At 57.0% G+C, this 18,588-nt stretch carries 15 protein-coding genes; 11 read left to right on the top strand and 4 right to left on the bottom strand.

The window, feature by feature from the left end:
* The first annotated feature begins 101 nt into the window (after positions 1-101).
* From purL to glnB, 5 genes are all read left to right on the top strand, one after another.
* The gene (gene purL / locus SK58_RS08260) at positions 102-3,989 is read left to right on the top strand and encodes a phosphoribosylformylglycinamidine synthase (protein ID WP_023295163.1); all 3,888 of its coding nucleotides are present in this window, start codon (positions 102-104) and stop codon (positions 3,987-3,989) included.
* Between the two features lie 532 nt (positions 3,990-4,521).
* Positions 4,522-5,955 carry a two component system sensor histidine kinase QseE/GlrK gene (gene qseE / locus SK58_RS08265; protein ID WP_003860691.1) on the top strand — a complete coding sequence of 478 codons (1,434 nt, stop codon included), beginning with the start codon at positions 4,522-4,524 and terminating at the stop codon, positions 5,953-5,955.
* Complete coding sequence (qseG, locus tag SK58_RS08270; protein ID WP_015572149.1) at positions 5,952-6,704, top strand: two-component system QseEF-associated lipoprotein QseG; 753 nt, start codon at positions 5,952-5,954, stop codon at positions 6,702-6,704. Before qseE ends, qseG begins: the two co-directional genes overlap by 4 nt.
* A complete protein-coding gene (gene glrR, locus SK58_RS08275) occupies positions 6,701-8,038 on the top strand; it encodes a two-component system response regulator GlrR (RefSeq protein ID WP_015572150.1) in 1,338 nt (445 codons plus the stop codon). Before qseG ends, glrR begins: the two co-directional genes overlap by 4 nt.
* Before the next feature lie 80 nt (positions 8,039-8,118).
* Positions 8,119-8,457 (top strand): nitrogen regulatory protein P-II, encoded by a 339-nt coding sequence (gene glnB / locus SK58_RS08280; protein ID WP_003860685.1) that lies wholly within the window; start codon positions 8,119-8,121, stop codon positions 8,455-8,457.
* Between the two features lie 80 nt (positions 8,458-8,537).
* On the opposite strand, the gene hmpA is transcribed toward glnB, so the two are convergent.
* Complete coding sequence (gene hmpA / locus SK58_RS08285; RefSeq protein WP_048219658.1) at positions 8,538-9,728, bottom strand: NO-inducible flavohemoprotein; 1,191 nt, start codon at positions 9,726-9,728, stop codon at positions 8,538-8,540.
* A 304-nt stretch (positions 9,729-10,032) separates the two neighbouring features.
* On the opposite strand from hmpA, the gene glyA reads away from it, so the two are divergent.
* Positions 10,033-11,286 carry a serine hydroxymethyltransferase gene (gene glyA, locus SK58_RS08290; protein ID WP_003860678.1) on the top strand — a complete coding sequence of 418 codons (1,254 nt, stop codon included), beginning with the start codon at positions 10,033-10,035 and terminating at the stop codon, positions 11,284-11,286.
* A 53-nt stretch (positions 11,287-11,339) separates the two neighbouring features.
* Here glyA and SK58_RS08295 read toward each other — a convergent pair whose 3' ends face one another.
* Complete coding sequence (locus tag SK58_RS08295; RefSeq protein WP_015572152.1) at positions 11,340-11,762, bottom strand: DoxX family protein; 423 nt, start codon at positions 11,760-11,762, stop codon at positions 11,340-11,342.
* A 172-nt stretch (positions 11,763-11,934) separates the two neighbouring features.
* On the opposite strand from SK58_RS08295, the gene SK58_RS08300 reads away from it, so the two are divergent.
* Positions 11,935-13,074 carry a 3-phenylpropionate MFS transporter gene (locus SK58_RS08300; RefSeq protein ID WP_017692912.1) on the top strand — a complete coding sequence of 380 codons (1,140 nt, stop codon included), beginning with the start codon at positions 11,935-11,937 and terminating at the stop codon, positions 13,072-13,074.
* Here the strand turns inward: SK58_RS08300 and csiE are convergent, their stop codons facing one another.
* The gene (gene csiE / locus SK58_RS08305; RefSeq protein WP_015572154.1) at positions 13,075-14,352 is read right to left on the bottom strand and encodes a stationary phase inducible protein CsiE; all 1,278 of its coding nucleotides are present in this window, start codon (positions 14,350-14,352) and stop codon (positions 13,075-13,077) included. It lies immediately after the preceding gene.
* 125 nt (positions 14,353-14,477) lie between these two features.
* On the opposite strand from csiE, the gene SK58_RS08310 reads away from it, so the two are divergent.
* Positions 14,478-15,116 carry a DUF1007 family protein gene (locus tag SK58_RS08310; RefSeq protein ID WP_047636755.1) on the top strand — a complete coding sequence of 213 codons (639 nt, stop codon included), beginning with the start codon at positions 14,478-14,480 and terminating at the stop codon, positions 15,114-15,116.
* Complete coding sequence (locus SK58_RS08315) at positions 15,107-16,087, top strand: nickel/cobalt transporter (protein WP_047726723.1); 981 nt, start codon at positions 15,107-15,109, stop codon at positions 16,085-16,087. The genes SK58_RS08310 and SK58_RS08315 overlap by 10 nt, the downstream gene beginning before the upstream one ends.
* Before the next feature lie 61 nt (positions 16,088-16,148).
* On the opposite strand, the gene suhB is transcribed toward SK58_RS08315, so the two are convergent.
* Complete coding sequence (gene suhB, locus SK58_RS08320) at positions 16,149-16,952, bottom strand: inositol-1-monophosphatase (protein ID WP_003860668.1); 804 nt, start codon at positions 16,950-16,952, stop codon at positions 16,149-16,151.
* Positions 16,953-17,084: 132 nt separating this feature from the next.
* On the opposite strand from suhB, the gene trmJ reads away from it, so the two are divergent.
* Together trmJ and iscR are read left to right on the top strand one after the other, a co-directional pair.
* Positions 17,085-17,810 carry a tRNA (cytosine(32)/uridine(32)-2'-O)-methyltransferase TrmJ gene (trmJ, locus tag SK58_RS08325; RefSeq protein ID WP_015572157.1) on the top strand — a complete coding sequence of 242 codons (726 nt, stop codon included), beginning with the start codon at positions 17,085-17,087 and terminating at the stop codon, positions 17,808-17,810.
* 236 nt (positions 17,811-18,046) lie between these two features.
* Positions 18,047-18,538, top strand: a complete 492-nt coding sequence (gene iscR / locus SK58_RS08330) for a Fe-S cluster assembly transcriptional regulator IscR (protein WP_015572158.1) — start codon at positions 18,047-18,049, stop codon at positions 18,536-18,538.
* The last annotated feature ends 50 nt before the right edge of the window (positions 18,539-18,588 follow it).

Below are 18,588 nucleotides of genomic sequence, written 5' to 3' on the forward strand. Positions count from 1 at the left end.
CGCAAACGGTTTCGTCGGCGCTCAGGATTCTCTATAATGACGCCCGTTTTCCCCCCTTGCGCACACTGTAAGCGCCCCGGCGCTTCGAAGACGAGAGACTTATGATGGAAATTCTGCGTGGTTCGCCTGCACTGTCTGCCTTCCGTATTAACAAACTGCTGGCACGTTTTCAGGCGGCCGACCTTCCGGTAAGCAATATTTACGCTGAGTATGTCCATTTTGCTGACCTGAACGCCCCCCTGAATGCAGAGGAGCGCGTACAGCTGGAACGCCTGCTTAAATATGGCCCAAGCCTGAGCAGCCATACGCCGACCGGCAAATTAATCCTCGCCACGCCACGCCCTGGCACCATCTCCCCCTGGTCTTCCAAAGCCACCGACATCGCTCACAACTGCGGCCTGAGCCAGATTAACCGTCTGGAGCGCGGTGTGGCGTACTATGTGGAAGCGTCAACCCTGAGCGACGCGCAGTGGCAGGTGGTTGCCGCAGAGCTGCACGACCGCATGATGGAGAGCGTGTTTGATTCTCTGGATGATGCGCAGAAACTGTTCTCCCACCATCAGCCTGCGCCGGTACAGAGCGTGGATTTGCTGGGGCAGGGGCGTCAGGCGCTGATCGACGCAAACCTGCGTCTTGGTCTGGCGCTCGCAGAAGATGAAATCGACTACCTTCAGGATGCATTCGTTAAGCTGAATCGCAACCCGAACGACATCGAACTGTATATGTTCGCGCAGGCCAACTCCGAGCACTGCCGCCACAAGATTTTCAACGCCGACTGGATTATCGACGGCGAACAGCAGCCGAAGTCGCTGTTCAAAATGATCAAAAACACCATGGAGCAAACCCCTGACCACGTGCTGTCTGCCTATAAAGACAACGCCGCGGTGATGGAAGGTTCCGAGGTGGGCCGCTTCTTCGCCGACCGCGAAGCGGGGCGCTATGACTTCCACCAGGAGCCTGCGCATATCCTGATGAAAGTGGAAACCCACAACCACCCGACGGCGATCTCCCCGTGGCCGGGTGCAGCGACCGGCTCCGGCGGTGAAATCCGTGACGAAGGTGCGACCGGTCGCGGCGCGAAACCAAAAGCGGGTCTGGTCGGTTTCTCCGTTTCCAACCTGCGTATTCCGGGCTTTGAGCAGCCGTGGGAAGAAGACTTCGGCAAGCCAGAGCGCATTGTCACCGCGCTGGATATCATGACCGAAGGCCCGCTGGGCGGCGCGGCGTTCAACAACGAATTTGGTCGTCCGGCGCTGAACGGTTACTTCCGTACCTACGAAGAGAAAGTGGACAGCCACAACGGCGAAGAGCTGCGCGGCTACCACAAACCGATCATGCTGGCGGGCGGGATCGGCAACATTCGCGCCGATCATGTGCAGAAAGGCGAGATCGTCGTCGGCGCGAAGCTGATCGTGCTCGGCGGCCCGGCAATGAACATCGGTCTGGGCGGCGGGGCAGCCTCGTCTATGGCTTCCGGTCAGTCTGATGCGGATCTCGACTTCGCGTCCGTGCAGCGCGACAATCCGGAAATGGAGCGCCGTTGTCAGGAAGTGATCGACCGCTGCTGGCAGCTCGGCGATGCCAACCCGATTCTGTTCATCCACGACGTGGGCGCGGGTGGACTCTCTAACGCCATGCCTGAGCTGGTGAGCGACGGCGGTCGCGGCGGACGCTTCAACCTGCGCGATATCCTGAGCGATGAGCCGGGCATGAGCCCGCTGGAAATCTGGTGTAACGAATCCCAGGAGCGCTACGTGCTGGCGGTTGCCGCCGATCAGCTGCCGCTGTTTGACGAGCTGTGCCGCCGCGAGCGCGCGCCGTATGCGGTCATCGGTGAAGCGACCGAAGAGCAGCACCTTTCCTTAAGCGACACCCACTTTGACAACCAGCCGATCGATCTGCCGCTGGACGTGCTGCTCGGCAAAACGCCGAAGATGACCCGCGACGTGCAGACTCGCAAAGCGGCGGGCAAAGCGCTGGATCGCCAGGGCATCACCGTGGCAGAAGCGGTTAACCGCGTGCTGCACCTGCCTGCCGTGGCAGAGAAAACCTTCCTGGTGACCATCGGCGACCGTACCGTGACCGGTATGGTGTCGCGCGATCAGATGGTCGGCCCGTGGCAGATCCCGGTCGCTAACTGCGCTGTGACCACCGCGAGCCTCGACAGCTACTACGGCGAAGCGATGGCGCTGGGCGAACGCACACCAGTGGCGCTGCTGGACTTCGCCGCTTCTGCCCGTCTGGCGGTCGGTGAAGCGCTGACCAACATCGCCGCGACGCAGATTGGCGATATCAAACGCATCAAACTTTCCGCGAACTGGATGGCCGCTGCCGGTCACCCGGGCGAAGATGCCGGCCTGTACGAAGCGGTGAAAGCGGTGGGTGAAGAGCTGTGTCCTGCGCTCGGCCTGACCATTCCGGTGGGTAAAGACTCCATGTCGATGAAAACCCGCTGGCAGGAAGGTAACGAGCAGCGCGAGATGACCTCTCCGCTGTCGCTGGTGATCACCGCGTTTGCGCGCGTGGAAGACGTGCGTCATACCGTTACGCCGCAGCTTTCCACTGAAGATAACGCCCTGCTGTTGATTGACCTCGGCAAAGGCCATAACGCACTGGGCGCCACCGCGCTGGCGCAGGTTTACCGCCAGCTCGGCGATAAGCCAGCCGACGTGCGCGACGTCGCCCAGTTGAAAGGCTTCTACGACGCAATTCAGGCGCTGGTGGCGCAGCGTAAGCTGCTGGCCTACCACGACCGTTCCGATGGTGGCCTGCTGGTGACGCTGGCAGAGATGGCCTTCACCGGTCACTGCGGCGTTGAAGCAAACATTGCCACGCTTGGCGAAGACCGCCTGGCGGCGCTGTTTAACGAAGAGCTGGGTGCCGTCATTCAGGTACGCGCCGCAGATCGCGACGCGGTGGAAGCGATTCTGGCGCAGCACGGTCTGGCAGACTGCGTACACTATCTCGGTAAAGCGGTGCAGGGCGACCGTTTCGTGATTGAAGCCGACGGCCACGCGGTGTTCAGCGAAAGCCGCACCACGCTGCGTATGTGGTGGGCGGAAACCACGTGGCAGATGCAACGCCTGCGTGACAACCCGGAATGCGCCGATCAGGAACACAACGCGAAGGCGAACGACAACGATCCTGGCCTGAACGTGAAGCTCTCCTTCGACATTAACGAAGACATTGCCGCGCCGTACATTGCGACCGGCGCGCGTCCGAAAGTAGCCGTGCTGCGCGAGCAGGGCGTTAACTCCCACGTTGAGATGGCGGCGGCCTTCCACCGGGCGGGCTTTGACGCCATCGACGTCCACATGAGCGACCTGCTGGCCGGGCGTACCGGGCTGGATGATTTCCAGGCGCTGGTCGCCTGCGGGGGGTTCTCCTACGGTGACGTGCTGGGCGCGGGCGAAGGCTGGGCGAAGTCTATTCTGTTCAACAGCCGCGTGCGTGACGAGTTCGAAACCTTCTTCCATCGTCCGCAGACGCTGGCGCTGGGCGTGTGTAACGGCTGTCAGATGATGTCTAACCTGCGCGAGCTGATCCCGGGCAGCGAAGCCTGGCCGCGCTTTGTGCGTAACCAGTCTGACCGCTTCGAAGCGCGCTTCAGCCTGGTAGAAGTGACCCAAAGCCCGTCTCTGCTGTTGCAGGGAATGGTCGGTTCACAGATGCCAATCGCGGTTTCGCACGGTGAAGGTCAGGTTGAAGTGCGTGATGCGGCGCACCTGGCTCAGCTTGAAAGCAAAGGACTTGTAGCGCTGCGCTTTGTTGATAACTTCGGCAAGGTCACCGAAACCTATCCGGCTAACCCGAACGGTTCGGCAAATGGCATTACCGCCGTCACCAGCGAAAGCGGTCGGGTGACGATCATGATGCCGCACCCGGAACGTGTCTTCCGTACCGTGAGCAACTCCTGGCACCCGGAAAACTGGGGCGAGGACAGCCCGTGGATGCGCATTTTCCGCAACGCGCGTAAACAACTGGGTTAAGTTTCAACGCCCTGACTGTAGGCCCGGTAAGCGCGAGCGCCACCGGGCTTTTTTGTACCTGTCGCAAAATCGCGACAATCCTCTGGGTTGAGTGTCTCCAATAAGAGACATTTAACTTATTGATTTATATATGTCAGGACGGGTTCCCGTTAAGGTGTTGCTTAATAGCGACACTTAGCCTGGAAATCATTCACCTGACAATCAATGCATTTTAATAATAAAATGATTATTAATCATAAGGATAGTATCAATTTTTGCAATCTGGCACGCGCGTTGCATAATAGTAACCAGTGGCTCATTCACCTTCTTATGTCAGCCCCTTCGGGACGTGCTACATAAACTTCGAATGACGCACAAAAAGGTGCCTGCCGTCCAACTACTGATTATTGCAATGCTTTATCAGGCCAGGGCGAAACGTCGAGTTAGGCACCGCCTTATTCCATGACAAAGCCGGGTTTTTACCCGGCTTTGTTGTATCTGAAGGGCAGACTCAGTTACGCTCTCCTCAAACCCGGATGATGAGAGTAATGTGTTGAAACGCTGGCCCGCTTTCCCTCGCTCCCTGCGACAGCTCGTTATGATGGCCTTCCTGCTGATCCTGCTACCTTTGCTGGTTCTGGCGTGGCAGGCATGGCAAAGCCTGAATGCGTTAAGTGCCCAGGCGGCCCTGACTAACCGCACCACGCTTATTGATGCCCGCCGTAGCGAGGCAATGACCAACGCCGCGCTGGAGATGGAGCGTAGCTATCGCCAGTATTGCGTGCTGGACGACCGCACGCTGGAGAGGGTTTATCAGAACCAGCGTAAACGCTACAGCGAAATGCTGGATGCCCATGCCGGGGTCTTGCCGGATGACAAACTCTATCAGGCGCTGCGTCAGGATCTGAACGATCTGGCGCAGCTCCAGTGCAAAAACAGCGGTCCTGATGCCGCCGCCGCCGCCCGACTTGAAGCCTTCGCGAACGCCAATACGGAGATGGTGCAGTCCACCCGTACGGTTATCTTTTCCCGTGGCCAGCAACTCCAGCAGGAGATTGCCGAGCGCGGCCAGTTCTTCGGCTGGCAGGCGCTGGTGCTGTTCCTCGTCAGCCTTGGGCTGGTACTGCTCTTTACCCGCATGATTATCGGCCCCGTAAAGGGGATCCAGCGGATGATTAACCGCCTGGGGGAGGGCAAATCTCTCGGGGATACGGTTGTTTTTAAAGGCCCGCGCGAGCTGCGCTCGGTCGGTCAGCGTATCATCTGGCTTTCTGAACGCCTGGCGTGGCTGGAATCGCAGCGTCATCAGTTCCTGCGCCATATCTCACACGAACTCAAAACACCGCTGGCCAGTATGCGTGAAGGCACGGAGCTGCTGGCAGACGAAGTAGCGGGGCCGTTAACCCCTGAGCAAAAAGAGATCGTGGCGATTCTGGATGCCAGTAGCCGCAATTTACAAAAACTTATTGAACAACTGCTGGACTATAACCGCAAGCTGGCGGATGGTGCTGTGGTGCTTGAAAGCGTTGAGATTGAACCGTTGGTGGACATGGTGATCTCCGCCCATAGCCTGCCAGCAAGAGCTAAAATGATGCATACCCAGGTGGATCTCAATGCGCCTTCCTGCCTGGCAGAGCCGATGCTGTTGATGAGCGTACTGGATAATCTTTATTCCAATGCGGTGCACTATGGTACTGAATCCGGTACCATTTATATCAGAAGCAATAACAACGGTTCGCGGGTATTTATTGACGTAGCGAATACGGGAAGCCCGATTCCGGATGATGAAAAAACGATGATCTTTGAGCCCTTCTTCCAGGGGAGTCATCAGCGAAAAGGTGCGGTAAAAGGAAGTGGTCTGGGGCTGAGTATTGCCCGCGACTGCATACGACGCATGCAGGGTGAGCTTAACATCGTGAGTGATGAACGCGCCGATGTCTGTTTTCGTATCGAACTGCCTCTTGAGCCGGAAAAATCAATGAAATGAATAACAACCTGGTGAGTATGTCACACGTCTTTTACCGCGCACTGCGCGCGGTGTTTTCCAGCAAAAATGTGCGCCTGAGCCTGCCCTGCTTACTGCTGGCCGGCTGTGTAACCCATGCGCCGAAAAGTGCAATTAGCCACAAACAGGAAGATAAATGGCCGCAAAAACAGCTGGCCGATTTCCTTTCAACACGTTGCGATGATATCTGGAACCTGTCGGGGCGTGATGTTGAATCCAATCCGCTGTTCTGGCTGCGCGGAATAGACTGCGCCCAGCGGCTGGCGCCCGCCGAGGCCCGTGCCCAGGCGGCGATGCTGGTGGACGATACCTGGCAGGACGCGTTTAAACGTGGGATCGTGATGGCGGATGCCAGAATCACGCCTGTCGAACGCCGCGCCAACGTGACGCGGCTGGATACTTACGTGATCAATATTCCCCCGCAGGTGCGCCCGGTCTATCAGCTCTGGCGGGATGGACAAACCCTGCAATTACAACTGTCTGAAGAGCGTTTCCGCTACAGCAAATTGCAGCAGTCGAGCGACAGCGAGCTTGATGCGCTTCGCCAGCAGCAGGAGTCGCTGCGCGAGCAGCTGGAAACCACCACCCGCAAGCTCGAAAATCTGACCGATATCGAAAGACAGCTCTCGACGCGTAAGCCGGCAGGCAGCTATCTGCCCGATGGGTCGAAAGGCAACTCTGCCACGACGCCAGACAGTGAGACGCCGAAACAAGAGGATGTGAAGCCATGACAAGCCGTAAACCTGCCCATCTGTTACTGGTGGATGACGATCCCGGGCTGTTAAAGCTGCTGGGAATGCGTCTGGTCAGCGAAGGCTACAGCGTGGTCACCGCTGAAAGCGGGCAGGAGGGGCTGAAAGTGCTCAGCCGCGAGAAAATCGATCTGGTGATCAGTGATTTGCGCATGGATGAAATGGATGGCCTGCAACTGTTCACGGAGATCCAGAAGCAGCAGCCCGGGATGCCGGTGATTATCCTCACCGCTCACGGATCTATTCCTGATGCGGTGGCCGCGACGCAGCAGGGGGTATTCAGCTTCCTCACCAAACCAGTGGATAAAGACGCCCTCTATAAAGCAATCGACAGCGCCCTTGAGCATGCGGCGCCATCCGGCGACGACGCCTGGCGTGAATCCATCGTGACGCGTAGCCCTGTGATGCTGCGCCTGCTGGAACAGGCGCGGATGGTGGCGCAATCCGACGTTAGCGTGCTGATCAACGGCCAGAGCGGGACCGGGAAAGAGATCCTGGCCCAGGCTATCCACAACGCCAGCCCGCGCAGTAAAAATGCCTTTATTGCCATCAACTGTGGCGCGCTGCCGGAACAGCTGCTTGAGTCTGAGCTCTTCGGCCATGCCCGCGGCGCCTTTACCGGCGCGGTGAGCAGCCGTGAAGGGCTGTTCCAGGCGGCTGAGGGGGGCACGCTGTTTCTTGATGAAATTGGCGATATGCCCGCGCCGTTGCAGGTCAAACTGCTGCGCGTGTTGCAGGAGCGAAAAGTGCGTCCGCTTGGCAGCAACCGCGATATCGATATCAACGTGCGTATTATTTCCGCTACCCATCGCGATTTACCCAAGGTGATGGCGCGCAACGAGTTCCGTGAAGATCTTTACTATCGACTGAATGTCGTCAACCTTAAAATCCCGGCGCTGGCCGAGCGTGCGGAAGATATCCCGCTGCTGGCAAATCACCTTTTGCGCCAGGCCGCTGACCGCCACAAACCATTTGTGCGCGCGTTCTCCACCGATGCGATGAAACGCCTGATGACCGCAAGCTGGCCGGGCAACGTACGCCAGCTGGTGAACGTGATTGAGCAGTGCGTGGCGCTGACGTCATCGCCGGTGATCAGCGATGCGCTGGTGGAGCAGGCGCTCGAGGGGGAAAACACGGCCTTACCGACGTTTGCGGAAGCGCGAAACCAGTTCGAGCTGAACTATCTGCGTAAGCTGCTGCAAATCACCAAAGGCAACGTGACCCACGCGGCGCGCATGGCCGGGCGTAACCGTACCGAGTTTTATAAATTGCTCTCACGCCACGAGCTGGAAGCGAACGATTTTAAAGAGTAATACCGCAAAATTCGCCTGAATATGATACTGTGAGCAACCGATTACGAGGCTGCTTACTGGCAAGAGTTTAAGGACCCACCATGAAAAAGATTGATGCGATTATTAAACCTTTCAAACTGGATGATGTACGTGAAGCGCTGGCAGAAGTAGGCATCACCGGGATGACCGTAACTGAAGTGAAAGGTTTTGGTCGTCAGAAGGGCCACACCGAGCTATACCGTGGCGCAGAGTACATGGTGGACTTTCTGCCGAAAGTGAAAATCGAGATCGTGGTGAGCGATGATATCGTCGATACCTGTGTGGATACCATCATCCGCACGGCGCAGACCGGTAAAATTGGCGACGGGAAAATCTTCGTCTTTGACGTGGCGCGCGTGATCCGTATCCGTACCGGCGAAGAAGACGACGCGGCGATTTAACATTCTTGCCGGGTGGCGCTGCGCGTACCCGGCCTAAAAAACCCTTCGTAGGCCCGTGCAAGCGCAGCGCCGCCGGGCGATTACAGCACTTTATGCGGGCCGAAACATTCGTAATGAATGTTGTCTTTATTCACGCCCAGGTCTACCAGCTGCTTCGCGGCATACTGCATAAACGCTCCTGGCCCACAAACGTAGAACTGCATCCCCGGTGCGCTGAACGCCCCTTCATGCTGCCCTAAATTCATCAGGCCTTCGCTGTCGAAACGAGCCGCTGCGCGGTCTGCCTCCGTCGGCAGGCGATACCAGGTATGCGCGGTGAAACGCGGCAGGGTCGCTCCAAGCGCTTTGACTTCATCCGCAAAGGCGTGCACATCACCGTTCTCCGCCGCGTGGAACCAGTTAACCTGCGCGCTGTGGTTTGCTTTCGCCAGCGTATCCAGCATCGCCAGCATTGGCGTCTGACCTACGCCTGCGGAGATCAGCGTCACCGGGGTATTCGTTTCAACGGCCATAAAGAAATCGCCCGCCGGTGCCGCCAGATGGACCACGTCGCCCACGCTGGCTTCGTTATGCAGCCAGTTGGATACCTGACCGCCTTCCTCACGTTTAACCGCAATGCGATAGCCTTTGCCGTCTGGCTTGCGGGTCAGGGAGTACTGGCGAATCTCCTGGTGCGGGAAGCCTTCAGGCTTCAGCCAGACGCCCAGATACTGGCCCGGCTGGTAATAGGCAACCGGCTGACCGTCCACTGGCTCAAACTCAAAACTGGTGATCAGTGCGCTGCGCGGGGTTTTCTCGACGATGCGGAAGGCGCGCGTGCCTTCCCAGCCGCCATTCTTGCTGGCGTTTTCGCTGTAGATCTGCGCTTCACGGTTGATGAATACGTTTGCCAGCACGCCATAGGCCTTACCCCAGGCATCCAGCACTTCCTGGCCCGGGCTGAACATTTCGTCCAGTGTTGCCAGCAGGTGACTGCCGACGATGTTGTACTGCTCAGGTTTGATCTGGAAGCTGGTGTGCTTCTGGGCGATTTTTTCCACCGCAGGCAGCAGAGCCGGCAGGTTTTCGATGTTGCTGGCATAGGCGGCAATAGCGTTAAACAGCGCTTCGCGCTGATCGCCGTTACGCTGGTTGCTCATGTTGAAAATCTCTTTGAGCTCCGGGTTATGCGCGAACATGCGATCGTAGAAATGGGCGGTCAGTTTAGGACCCGTTTCAACCAGCAGGGGGATTGTGGCTTTCACGGTAGCGATGGTTTGGGCGTCGAGCATAGCAGCTTCCTTCTGATGTTACTTTAATGATGTATTTTAGATGCATCTTATAAAAATACCCCTGCAATGTAAATGGTTCTTTGCATCGTGAAAAATATGCATCACAAAGCTGAAAAGAAATCCGTTGAAAATGGCGAGAGCTTTATTGCTCAAACCCTTGCGTGGCGTGGAGGTAAACGTTTGCGTAAAATCGTTTGTCAAGACCTGTTATCGCAGAACTATTCAGTTATACTGTTGCCCGTCGTCCAACAGGACTGCCTTTTCAGGCCAAAAATTTACTTGTTAGCTGAGTCAGGAGATGCGGATGTTAAAGCGTGAAATGAACATTGCCGATTATGATGCCGAACTGTGGCAGGCTATGGAGCAGGAAAAAGTACGTCAGGAAGAGCACATCGAACTGATCGCCTCCGAAAACTACACCAGCCCGCGCGTAATGCAGGCGCAGGGTTCTCAGCTGACCAACAAATATGCTGAAGGTTATCCGGGCAAGCGCTACTACGGCGGTTGCGAATACGTTGATATCGTTGAGCAGCTGGCGATTGACCGTGCGAAAGAACTCTTTGGCGCTGACTACGCGAACGTCCAGCCGCACTCTGGCTCTCAGGCTAACTTCGCTGTTTACACCGCGCTGTTGCAGCCGGGCGATACCGTTCTGGGTATGAACCTGGCGCAGGGCGGCCACCTGACTCACGGCTCCCCGGTTAACTTCTCTGGCAAACTGTACAACATCATCCCTTACGGTATTGATGAGTCCGGTAAAATTGACTATGAAGACATGGCGAAGCAGGCCAAAGAGCACAAGCCGAAGATGATCATCGGTGGCTTCTCTGCTTACTCCGGCATCGTTGACTGGGCAAAAATGCGTGAAATCGCTGACAGCATCGGTGCGTACCTGTTCGTCGACATGGCGCACGTTGCCGGTCTGATTGCGGCAGGCGTTTACCCGAACCCGGTTCCACATGCGCACGTTGTGACCACCACTACCCACAAAACCCTGGCGGGTCCACGCGGTGGTCTGATCCTGGCGAAAGGCGGTGACGAAGAGCTGTACAAAAAGCTGAACTCCGCCGTGTTCCCAAGCGCCCAGGGCGGCCCGCTGATGCACGTTATTGCCGCGAAAGCCGTCGCGCTGAAAGAAGCGATGGAGCCAGAGTTCAAGGTTTATCAGCAGCAGGTTGCTAAAAACGCCAAAGCGATGGTGGAAGTGTTCCTGAACCGTGGCTACAAAGTGGTCTCTGGCGGGACTGAAAACCACCTGTTCCTGCTGGACCTGGTTGATAAGAACCTGACCGGTAAAGAAGCTGACGCAGCCCTCGGTCGCGCCAACATTACCGTCAACAAAAACAGCGTGCCAAACGATCCGAAGAGCCCGTTCGTGACTTCCGGTATCCGTATCGGTTCTCCGGCCGTAACTCGCCGTGGCTTTAAAGAAGCGGAAGTGAAAGAGCTGGCGGGCTGGATGTGTGACGTTCTGGACAACATCAATGACGACGCGGTTATCGAGCGCGTTAAAGGTAAAGTTCTGGACATCTGCGCACGCTTCCCGGTGTACGCATAATTCTCTGCGTCGCAGAACTGAAAAAGGCCGCTCATGCGGCCTTTTTTTATGGGCTAACGTCGGTCGAGGGAGATGGCCCCCGGCCCGGTAATCGCCAGCAAAATAAAGCCGCCAGCGATACTTACATTTTTGTAGAAGTTAATCATATTTGGCAGAACCGCATCGCCCGTCATATCCCAGTAGTGGTGACCAATCACCGCCGTTCCCAGCGTATAGAAGACAAAGATCACCGCGAGGGGGCGGGTGAAAAAGCCCAGCACGATCAGAATCGCGGCGGGGACTTCCATCACCACCGCAACAATGGCGGCCAACATGGGCATGGGGGCGCCGAGCGACGTCATATACTGAACGGTGCCGCTAAACCCCGTCAGCTTGGGATAACCGAAAATAATAAACAGGACCACAATAGCAATGCGGGCAATTAAAAGCAGGAAAGAACGAGAGGAGCCGAAATCGAAATAACGTAAGTTGTTCATGGCAAACGACCTCTTCAGGCGATGTTCTTTAAACGTAATACAATTTTGCCGCTCTCGCCATACGCCGACCGGCTGTCCATGATGTTAATTTATCGTTAATTTATAGCGCGCTAACGACTTGCTAAAGTCAGGGATTAACGCCAGACTATCGCCTCCATTTCGGGAGGGATTCATGGTCTTGCATTCCACGCGCTGGCTGGCGCTCAGCTATTTCACCTATTTCTTTAGTTACGGTATTTTTTTGCCTTTCTGGAGCGTCTGGCTCAAGGGAATTGGTCTGACGCCTGAGACCATTGGCATCCTGCTGGGCGCGGGGCTGGTGGCACGTTTCCTGGGTAGCCTGCTGATTGCGCCCCGCGTCAGCGATCCCTCCTTACTGATTAAAGCGGTGCGAATTCTGGCCCTGCTGACGCTGGTCTTTGCGGCCTGCTTCTGGGTCAGCCATCAGTTTGCCTGGCTGATGGTGGTAATGGTTGGCTTTAATCTGTTCTTCTCCCCGCTGGTGCCGCTGACGGATGCCCTGGCGAACACCTGGCAAAAGCAGATCATCATGGACTATGGCCGGGTGCGCCTGTGGGGATCGATTGCCTTCGTGATCGGCTCTGCGCTGGTCGGGAAACTGGTCAGCCTCTATGACTATCGTGCCATTCTGGCGCTGTTAACGCTCGGCATCGCCTCGATGCTGCTCGGTATGTTGCTGCGTCCGTCGGTAATGCCGCAGGGCGAAAGCCGCCATCAGGAGAGCGCCGGCTGGCCCGCCTGGCGCTCGCTGGTGGCGCAAAGCTGGCGTTTCCTGGCCTGCGTCTGTCTGCTCCAGGGGGCACATGCGGCCTATTACGGCTTCAGCGCCATCTACTGGCAGGGGGCGGGCTACTCGGCTTCTGCGGTAGGCTACCTGTGGTCGCTCGGCGTGGTGGCGGAGGTCATTATCTTCGCGCTGAGCCAAAAACTTTTCCGTCGTTTCGGGGCGCGTGACCTGCTGCTGCTTTCCGCCGTTTGCGGCGTGGTGCGCTGGGGCATCATGGGCTGGACGACTGAGCTGCCGTGGCTGATTGTGGCGCAAATTCTGCACTGCGGAACCTTCACCGTGTGCCATCTGGCGGCGATGCGCTACATCGCGGCGCGAGAGGGTGGGGACGTTATTCGTCTTCAGGCGGTCTATTCAGCGGTGGCGATGGGCGGCAGTATTGCGGTGATGACCGTATTTGCCGGTTTCCTCTATCAGCACCTGGGGCACGGTGTGTTCTGGGTGATGGCGCTGGTCGCTTTACCTGCCATCGTCATCCGCCCAAAGGTGGCTGCTCGCTCGTAACTATGATTCGAGCATAACGCGAATATGTTCCTGCTGCTGCGTGTTCAGGGCCTCAACGGCATGAATGAGCGGCGGCGAGAACAGCGGCAGGGCGGTTGGATAAGGCGTAATGACCAGCGCTGCCTCGCGGGGGGCGCCCTCCTTCTTAAACGCCTCCAGGCTAAGATAACGAATATTGAGCGGCAGCAGCGTCAGCTCGCGAAGCTGCTGCTCAATTAACGCTTCACAGGCTTTATCTTCCCCCGTTAACAGGACCACCTGTTTTTCATGCAGGTCGGTCTCCTGCATCAGCCAGGCACCAAAAATCACCGCCACCAGAGCCATCTCTTCACCGGAGAATCGCAGACCAAATTCGGCTTCCAGCTCAAACAGTGCCTCTTTAGTGGTGCGCAGCAGCCGGGGGTATAAACGGTGGATCTCTTCCGGCAGGCTGTTGTCGATGCCGATGTCAAATAAGGAGCGGTCCAGCGCCTGAGCCAGATGAATATAAAGCTGATCGGTCAGCCCTTGCTCATCGCTGAAGTTCATCCCGGTTTGCGCCCGGAAACGGGCAATCATACGCACGATGGCGCGACGCAGGCGCTGATCCTGCTGGTGTTTATCCATCACCGGGTCGGGTGTGCGAAGCATCATAAACAGCAGCGCCAGGAACAGCTGTTCATCGCTGTGCGTTCCCTGCGGGACGCGCCGTTTCCAGTGGCGGACAATTTCCTGCGCCGTAAAGTATTCCCCTCGGGACTGCGTCCAGCTGCGCTGAACGGGCGAAAACTCTGGCGTATTGCCCAGATGATGCTGAATCAGACAATATTGCAGATAAAGCTGTAAAAACTGTACGTCGCGGGACTCAAACTGGCGCTGAAGCTTGCGCGCGCAAAAGTTGATAAGCGCCCGAAGGTTCGCATCGTCATAAAGCGGGCGGGCAATGCCGTGCTGTTTAAGCGCGGTTTTTAAGGCAGGGGTAAACTGTTGGGCGACAAAATGTGGACAGAGCCGAAGTGCCCTGCGCAGCCAGTGCAGCAGGCACAAACGTTGATTAAGGGCGGAACCCTCAATTCGGTAGCAGCCATCATGGTGCGTGACGATATCAAGCCGATGATAGCGCTGGATTTCATCGCGCGTCTCGGCTATATCTTGCCGTGCCATGACGTCGTCCACGCCGTTGGCAGCGATTATGCTCTGTGCGGTGATGGCAGCATCGGGCAGGTAAAGCATCAAAAGCACCTGGCAGCGGCGCTGCGAACTGGAAAGCACAGATGGAATTTCAAGCGTCGTCATCATCTGTCGGGTATCCAGTGTGAATGTTTGATAAGAATAGCTAAAGGATGGGCGCTGAAAAGCGCACCGGCAGGCCTTTCACTCAGGATTGCTGGCGAACATCACAGAATTTTTGACGTGAGGAACAGATGCAAATAGTTAAACAAAGCGCGGTAGCGTTATTTTTGGCGGTTTTCACTTGTGCCGCCGGCGCACATCCTCACAGTTTTATCAGCCTGAAAACCGAACTGGTGACGGACGGCACGCAGCTCAGCGGCCTGAAAATGCGCTGGACGATGGATGAAATCACCTCCGCCGATCTGCTGTACGATGCCGGAAACGCCAGGCCTGGCGATGAGATCTGGAAAAAGCTGGCGGCGGAAGTCATGGCCAACGTACTCGGCCAGCACTATTTCACCGAGTTCTGGCACAACGGACAAAAGGTGAAGTTTCTCAACCGTCCCACGGTGTACGGTATGACCCGCGACGGACATCAGGCGGTGCTGACCTTTATCCTTCCGCTGGCGCACCCTCAACCGTTGGCCGGGCAGAAGTACACGTTTTCCACGTTTGACCCAACCTACTATGTCGACATGCGCTATGACAATGACAGCGACGTACGGCTGCCGGACGCGCTGCAAAAAAGCTGCAAAATTGCCGTGCACACCCCGAAACCCAGCGAAGAGATGCTGAACTTTGCCGTTTCTCTTGATAAAGAGGATGCGCCCCCCGAAGACATGGAGTTAGGTAAACAGTTTGCGCAGGAGGTGACGTTACAATGTCAGTGATCTCCTCTTCCGTCAGTAAGCCGCGTCGCTGGCTGCACCTCTGGCCTCTGGCGCTCTTTTTGTTGTTTGCGGTTGGCGGCGCGCTCTGGCTGTGGCAGGCATGGCCGCAGGTGATGATGAAAAGCATCCTCTGGCAGCGGGAAGTTAATCAGCAGATGAGCGGTCTACTGAAAGCCGTGGCGGAAAATCCGAACAAAGCGGGCGGCGCTCTTCTGGCGTTCAGCTTTATCTATGGCGTGCTGCATGCCCTGGGACCGGGGCACGGCAAAATCGTCATCACGACCTGGCTTGCCACGCATCCGTCGAAGCTGAAATCGAGTATCGGCCTGACGCTGGCTTCTTCTTTACTTCAGGGCGGTGTGGCGATTGCGCTGGTCGTGGTCGTCCTTTCGCTGCTACAGCTGCCGGCCCGCCAGCTGCATATGAGCAGCTTCTGGCTGGAGAAGGGGAGTTACGCGCTGGTAGGCGTGCTGGGGCTGATCCTCTGCTGGCGGGCGCTGAAAAAATTGCGCGCGTTGCTGCGAAAACCAAAATTCAAATCCTTTACACCGCATCACGTTCACCATGAAAACTGCGGGTGCGGGCATCAGCATCTGCCGACGCAGGAACAATTACAGAACAGTGAGGACTGGCGTGCGCGCCTGATGATTGTTCTCTCAATGGGGATGCGTCCGTGCTCGGGCGCAATCATGGTGCTGTTGTTCAGCAAAGTGACAGGCGTATTTGGCTGGGGCATGCTCTCGGCGCTGGCGATGGCGGCGGGAACGTCTCTGACGATCTCTTCGTTAGCCCTGCTGGTGCACAGCTTCCGTCAGCTGGCGGTAAAACTCAGCGGCAATAAAACGCCGGTATTGTGGCGACAGGTTGGCTGGACGACGCTGGCGCTGGCGGGCGGGGTGATTCTGCTGGTAGCGGCGGTGACAATGTGGATGAGTGCGGTGCCGGTGGGTAGGGGGTTGCGGCCTTTCTAGCCGTATCTGAGGCGTGTTGTAGGCCCGGTAAGCGTGGCGCCACCGGGCTTAACAGACTGAATTAACGCTTCAGCGCATCGCTCAGTTCATCACGCATGTTTGCCAGCATGGCTTTAACAACGCGCGGGTTACCTGCAACGATGTTGCCGGTAGACATATAGTTATGGCCGCCGGTGAAGTCGCAAACAATCGCGCCTGCTTCACGAGCGATCAGCTCGCCCGCCGCGAAGTCCCACGGCTTCAGAGACAGCTCAAAGTAACCGTCAACGCGGCCGGTCGCGACGTAGGCCAGATCCAGTGCAGCAGAGCCGGTGCGACGGAAGTCCGCGCATTCGGTGAACAGCTTGCCCAGGATATTCATATAAGTGGTTGCGTGCTGCTTCGCCTTGAACGGGAAGCCGGTCGCCAGAATCGTGCCGTCCAGATCGCGTGCATTGCTGCAACGCAGACGGTAGCCGTTCAGCTGCGCGCCCTGACCGCGGGTCGCGGTGAACAGTTCGTTACGCATTGGATCGTAAACAACGGCGACTTCAGTACGGCCTTTGATGCGTACTGCGATAGACACAGAGAAGTGTGGCAGGCGTTTGACGAAGTTGGTGGTGCCATCCAGTGGATCGATAACCCATTGAACATCCTGATCGGTACCTTCATGTTCACCGCTTTCTTCGGTGATGATGGTGTGCTGCGGGTAAGATTTGCGGATCGTTTCGATAATAATCGCTTCTGCGGCTTTATCTACGTTCGTCACGAAATCATTGCTGCCTTTCTGGCTGGTTTCTACGGAGTCTGGGGTTTCGTAGTGTTTGGCAATTACATTACCCGCCTTGCGCGCTGCGCGCACGGCGATGGTCAGCATCGGATGCATCGGTCTCTCTCACTGGATGTTAAAGAACAGGAAAATCGGCGCAGAGTATAGCAGCGGGATCGGATTATGTCTCTCGTTTATGATAATATGCCCGAATATTCTTCAGACACTGAATCCAGACATTTAAAAATTATGCTGCAAAACATTCGAATCGTGCTGGTCGAAACATCGCACACCGGCAACATGGGCTCTGTGGCCCGCGCTATGAAAACCATGGGCTTAACGAACCTGTGGCTGGTGAATCCGCTGGTGAAACCAGACTCTCAGGCTATTGCTCTGGCGGCCGGCGCCAGCGACGTGATCGGGAATGCGCAGATCGTGGACACCCTGGATGAAGCCCTGGCCGGTTGCAGCCTGGTGGTGGGGACCAGCGCGCGCTCCCGTACGCTGCCCTGGCCGATGCTGGACCCGCGCGAATGCGGCCTGAAAAGCATCTCAGAAGCGGAACAGGCGCCGGTTGCGCTGGTGTTTGGCCGTGAACGCGTTGGCCTGACCAACGAGGAATTACAGAAGTGTCACTATCATGTGGCGATTGCCGCCAACCCGGAATACAGCTCGCTGAATCTGGCGATGGCGGTGCAGGTGATCGCCTACGAAGTGCGCATGGCATGGCTGGCGACGCAGGAGAAACCGGTGGAACCTAAAGAAGAGACGGCCTACCCGCTGGTGGACGACCTCGAGCGCTTCTACGGTCATCTGGAGCAGACGCTGCTCTCAACCGGCTTTATCCGTGAAGGCCACCCGGGTCAGGTGATGAACAAGCTGCGCCGTATGTTCACCCGCGCGCGTCCGGAAAGCCAGGAGCTGAACATCCTGCGCGGGATTCTGGCGTCGATTGAGCAGAAGAATAAGGAATAGTGTCGTCTGTTCGCCGGGTGGCGCTTCGCTTACCCGGCCTACAAAGCCCGTAGGCCCGTGCAAGCGCAGCGCCGCCGGGCAAAAAATACGGCACAGAAGGTTAAATACCTGACTAAAACAGTCAAGTAAATAGTTGACCAATTTAGTCAGGAATGTCAGACTTGGCCCTGCTATGCAATACCCCCATTTTACAATAAAAAACCCCGGGCAGGGGCGAGTTTGAGGTTAAGTAAGACATGAGACTGACATCTAAAGGGCGTTATGCCGTGACCGCGATGCTGGACGTTGCGCTCAACTCCGAAGCGGGCCCGGTTCCGTTGGCTGATATTTCTGAACGACAAGGGATCTCCCTCTCTTACCTGGAACAGCTGTTCTCCAGACTGCGTAAAAATGGACTGGTGTCCAGCGTTCGTGGCCCGGGCGGCGGTTATCTGCTGGGTAAAGACGCAGGCAGTATTGCGGTTGGCGAAGTGATTAGCGCCGTTGACGAATCCGTCGACGCGACCCGTTGCCAGGGTAAAGGCGGCTGCCAGGGCGGCGATAAGTGCCTGACCCACGCGCTGTGGCGCGATCTGAGCGACCGTCTGACCGGCTTCCTGAACAACATCACCCTGGGTGAACTGGTGAATAACCAGGAAGTTCTGGACGTGTCGGGTCGTCAGCAAAGCCATGAATCACAGCGCAGCACCCGTTCGCAGGACGCCATCGACGTTAAACTGCGCGCGTAATAAAAAGATAAGTATTTCAGAATCAGGCCGGGGCGTTAGCTCGCCCCGTG

Origin of the sequence: Enterobacter sp. BIDMC93, assembly GCF_001037805.1 — a bacterium.
In the GTDB taxonomy this organism is placed as follows: domain Bacteria; phylum Pseudomonadota; class Gammaproteobacteria; order Enterobacterales; family Enterobacteriaceae; genus Enterobacter; species Enterobacter hormaechei_C.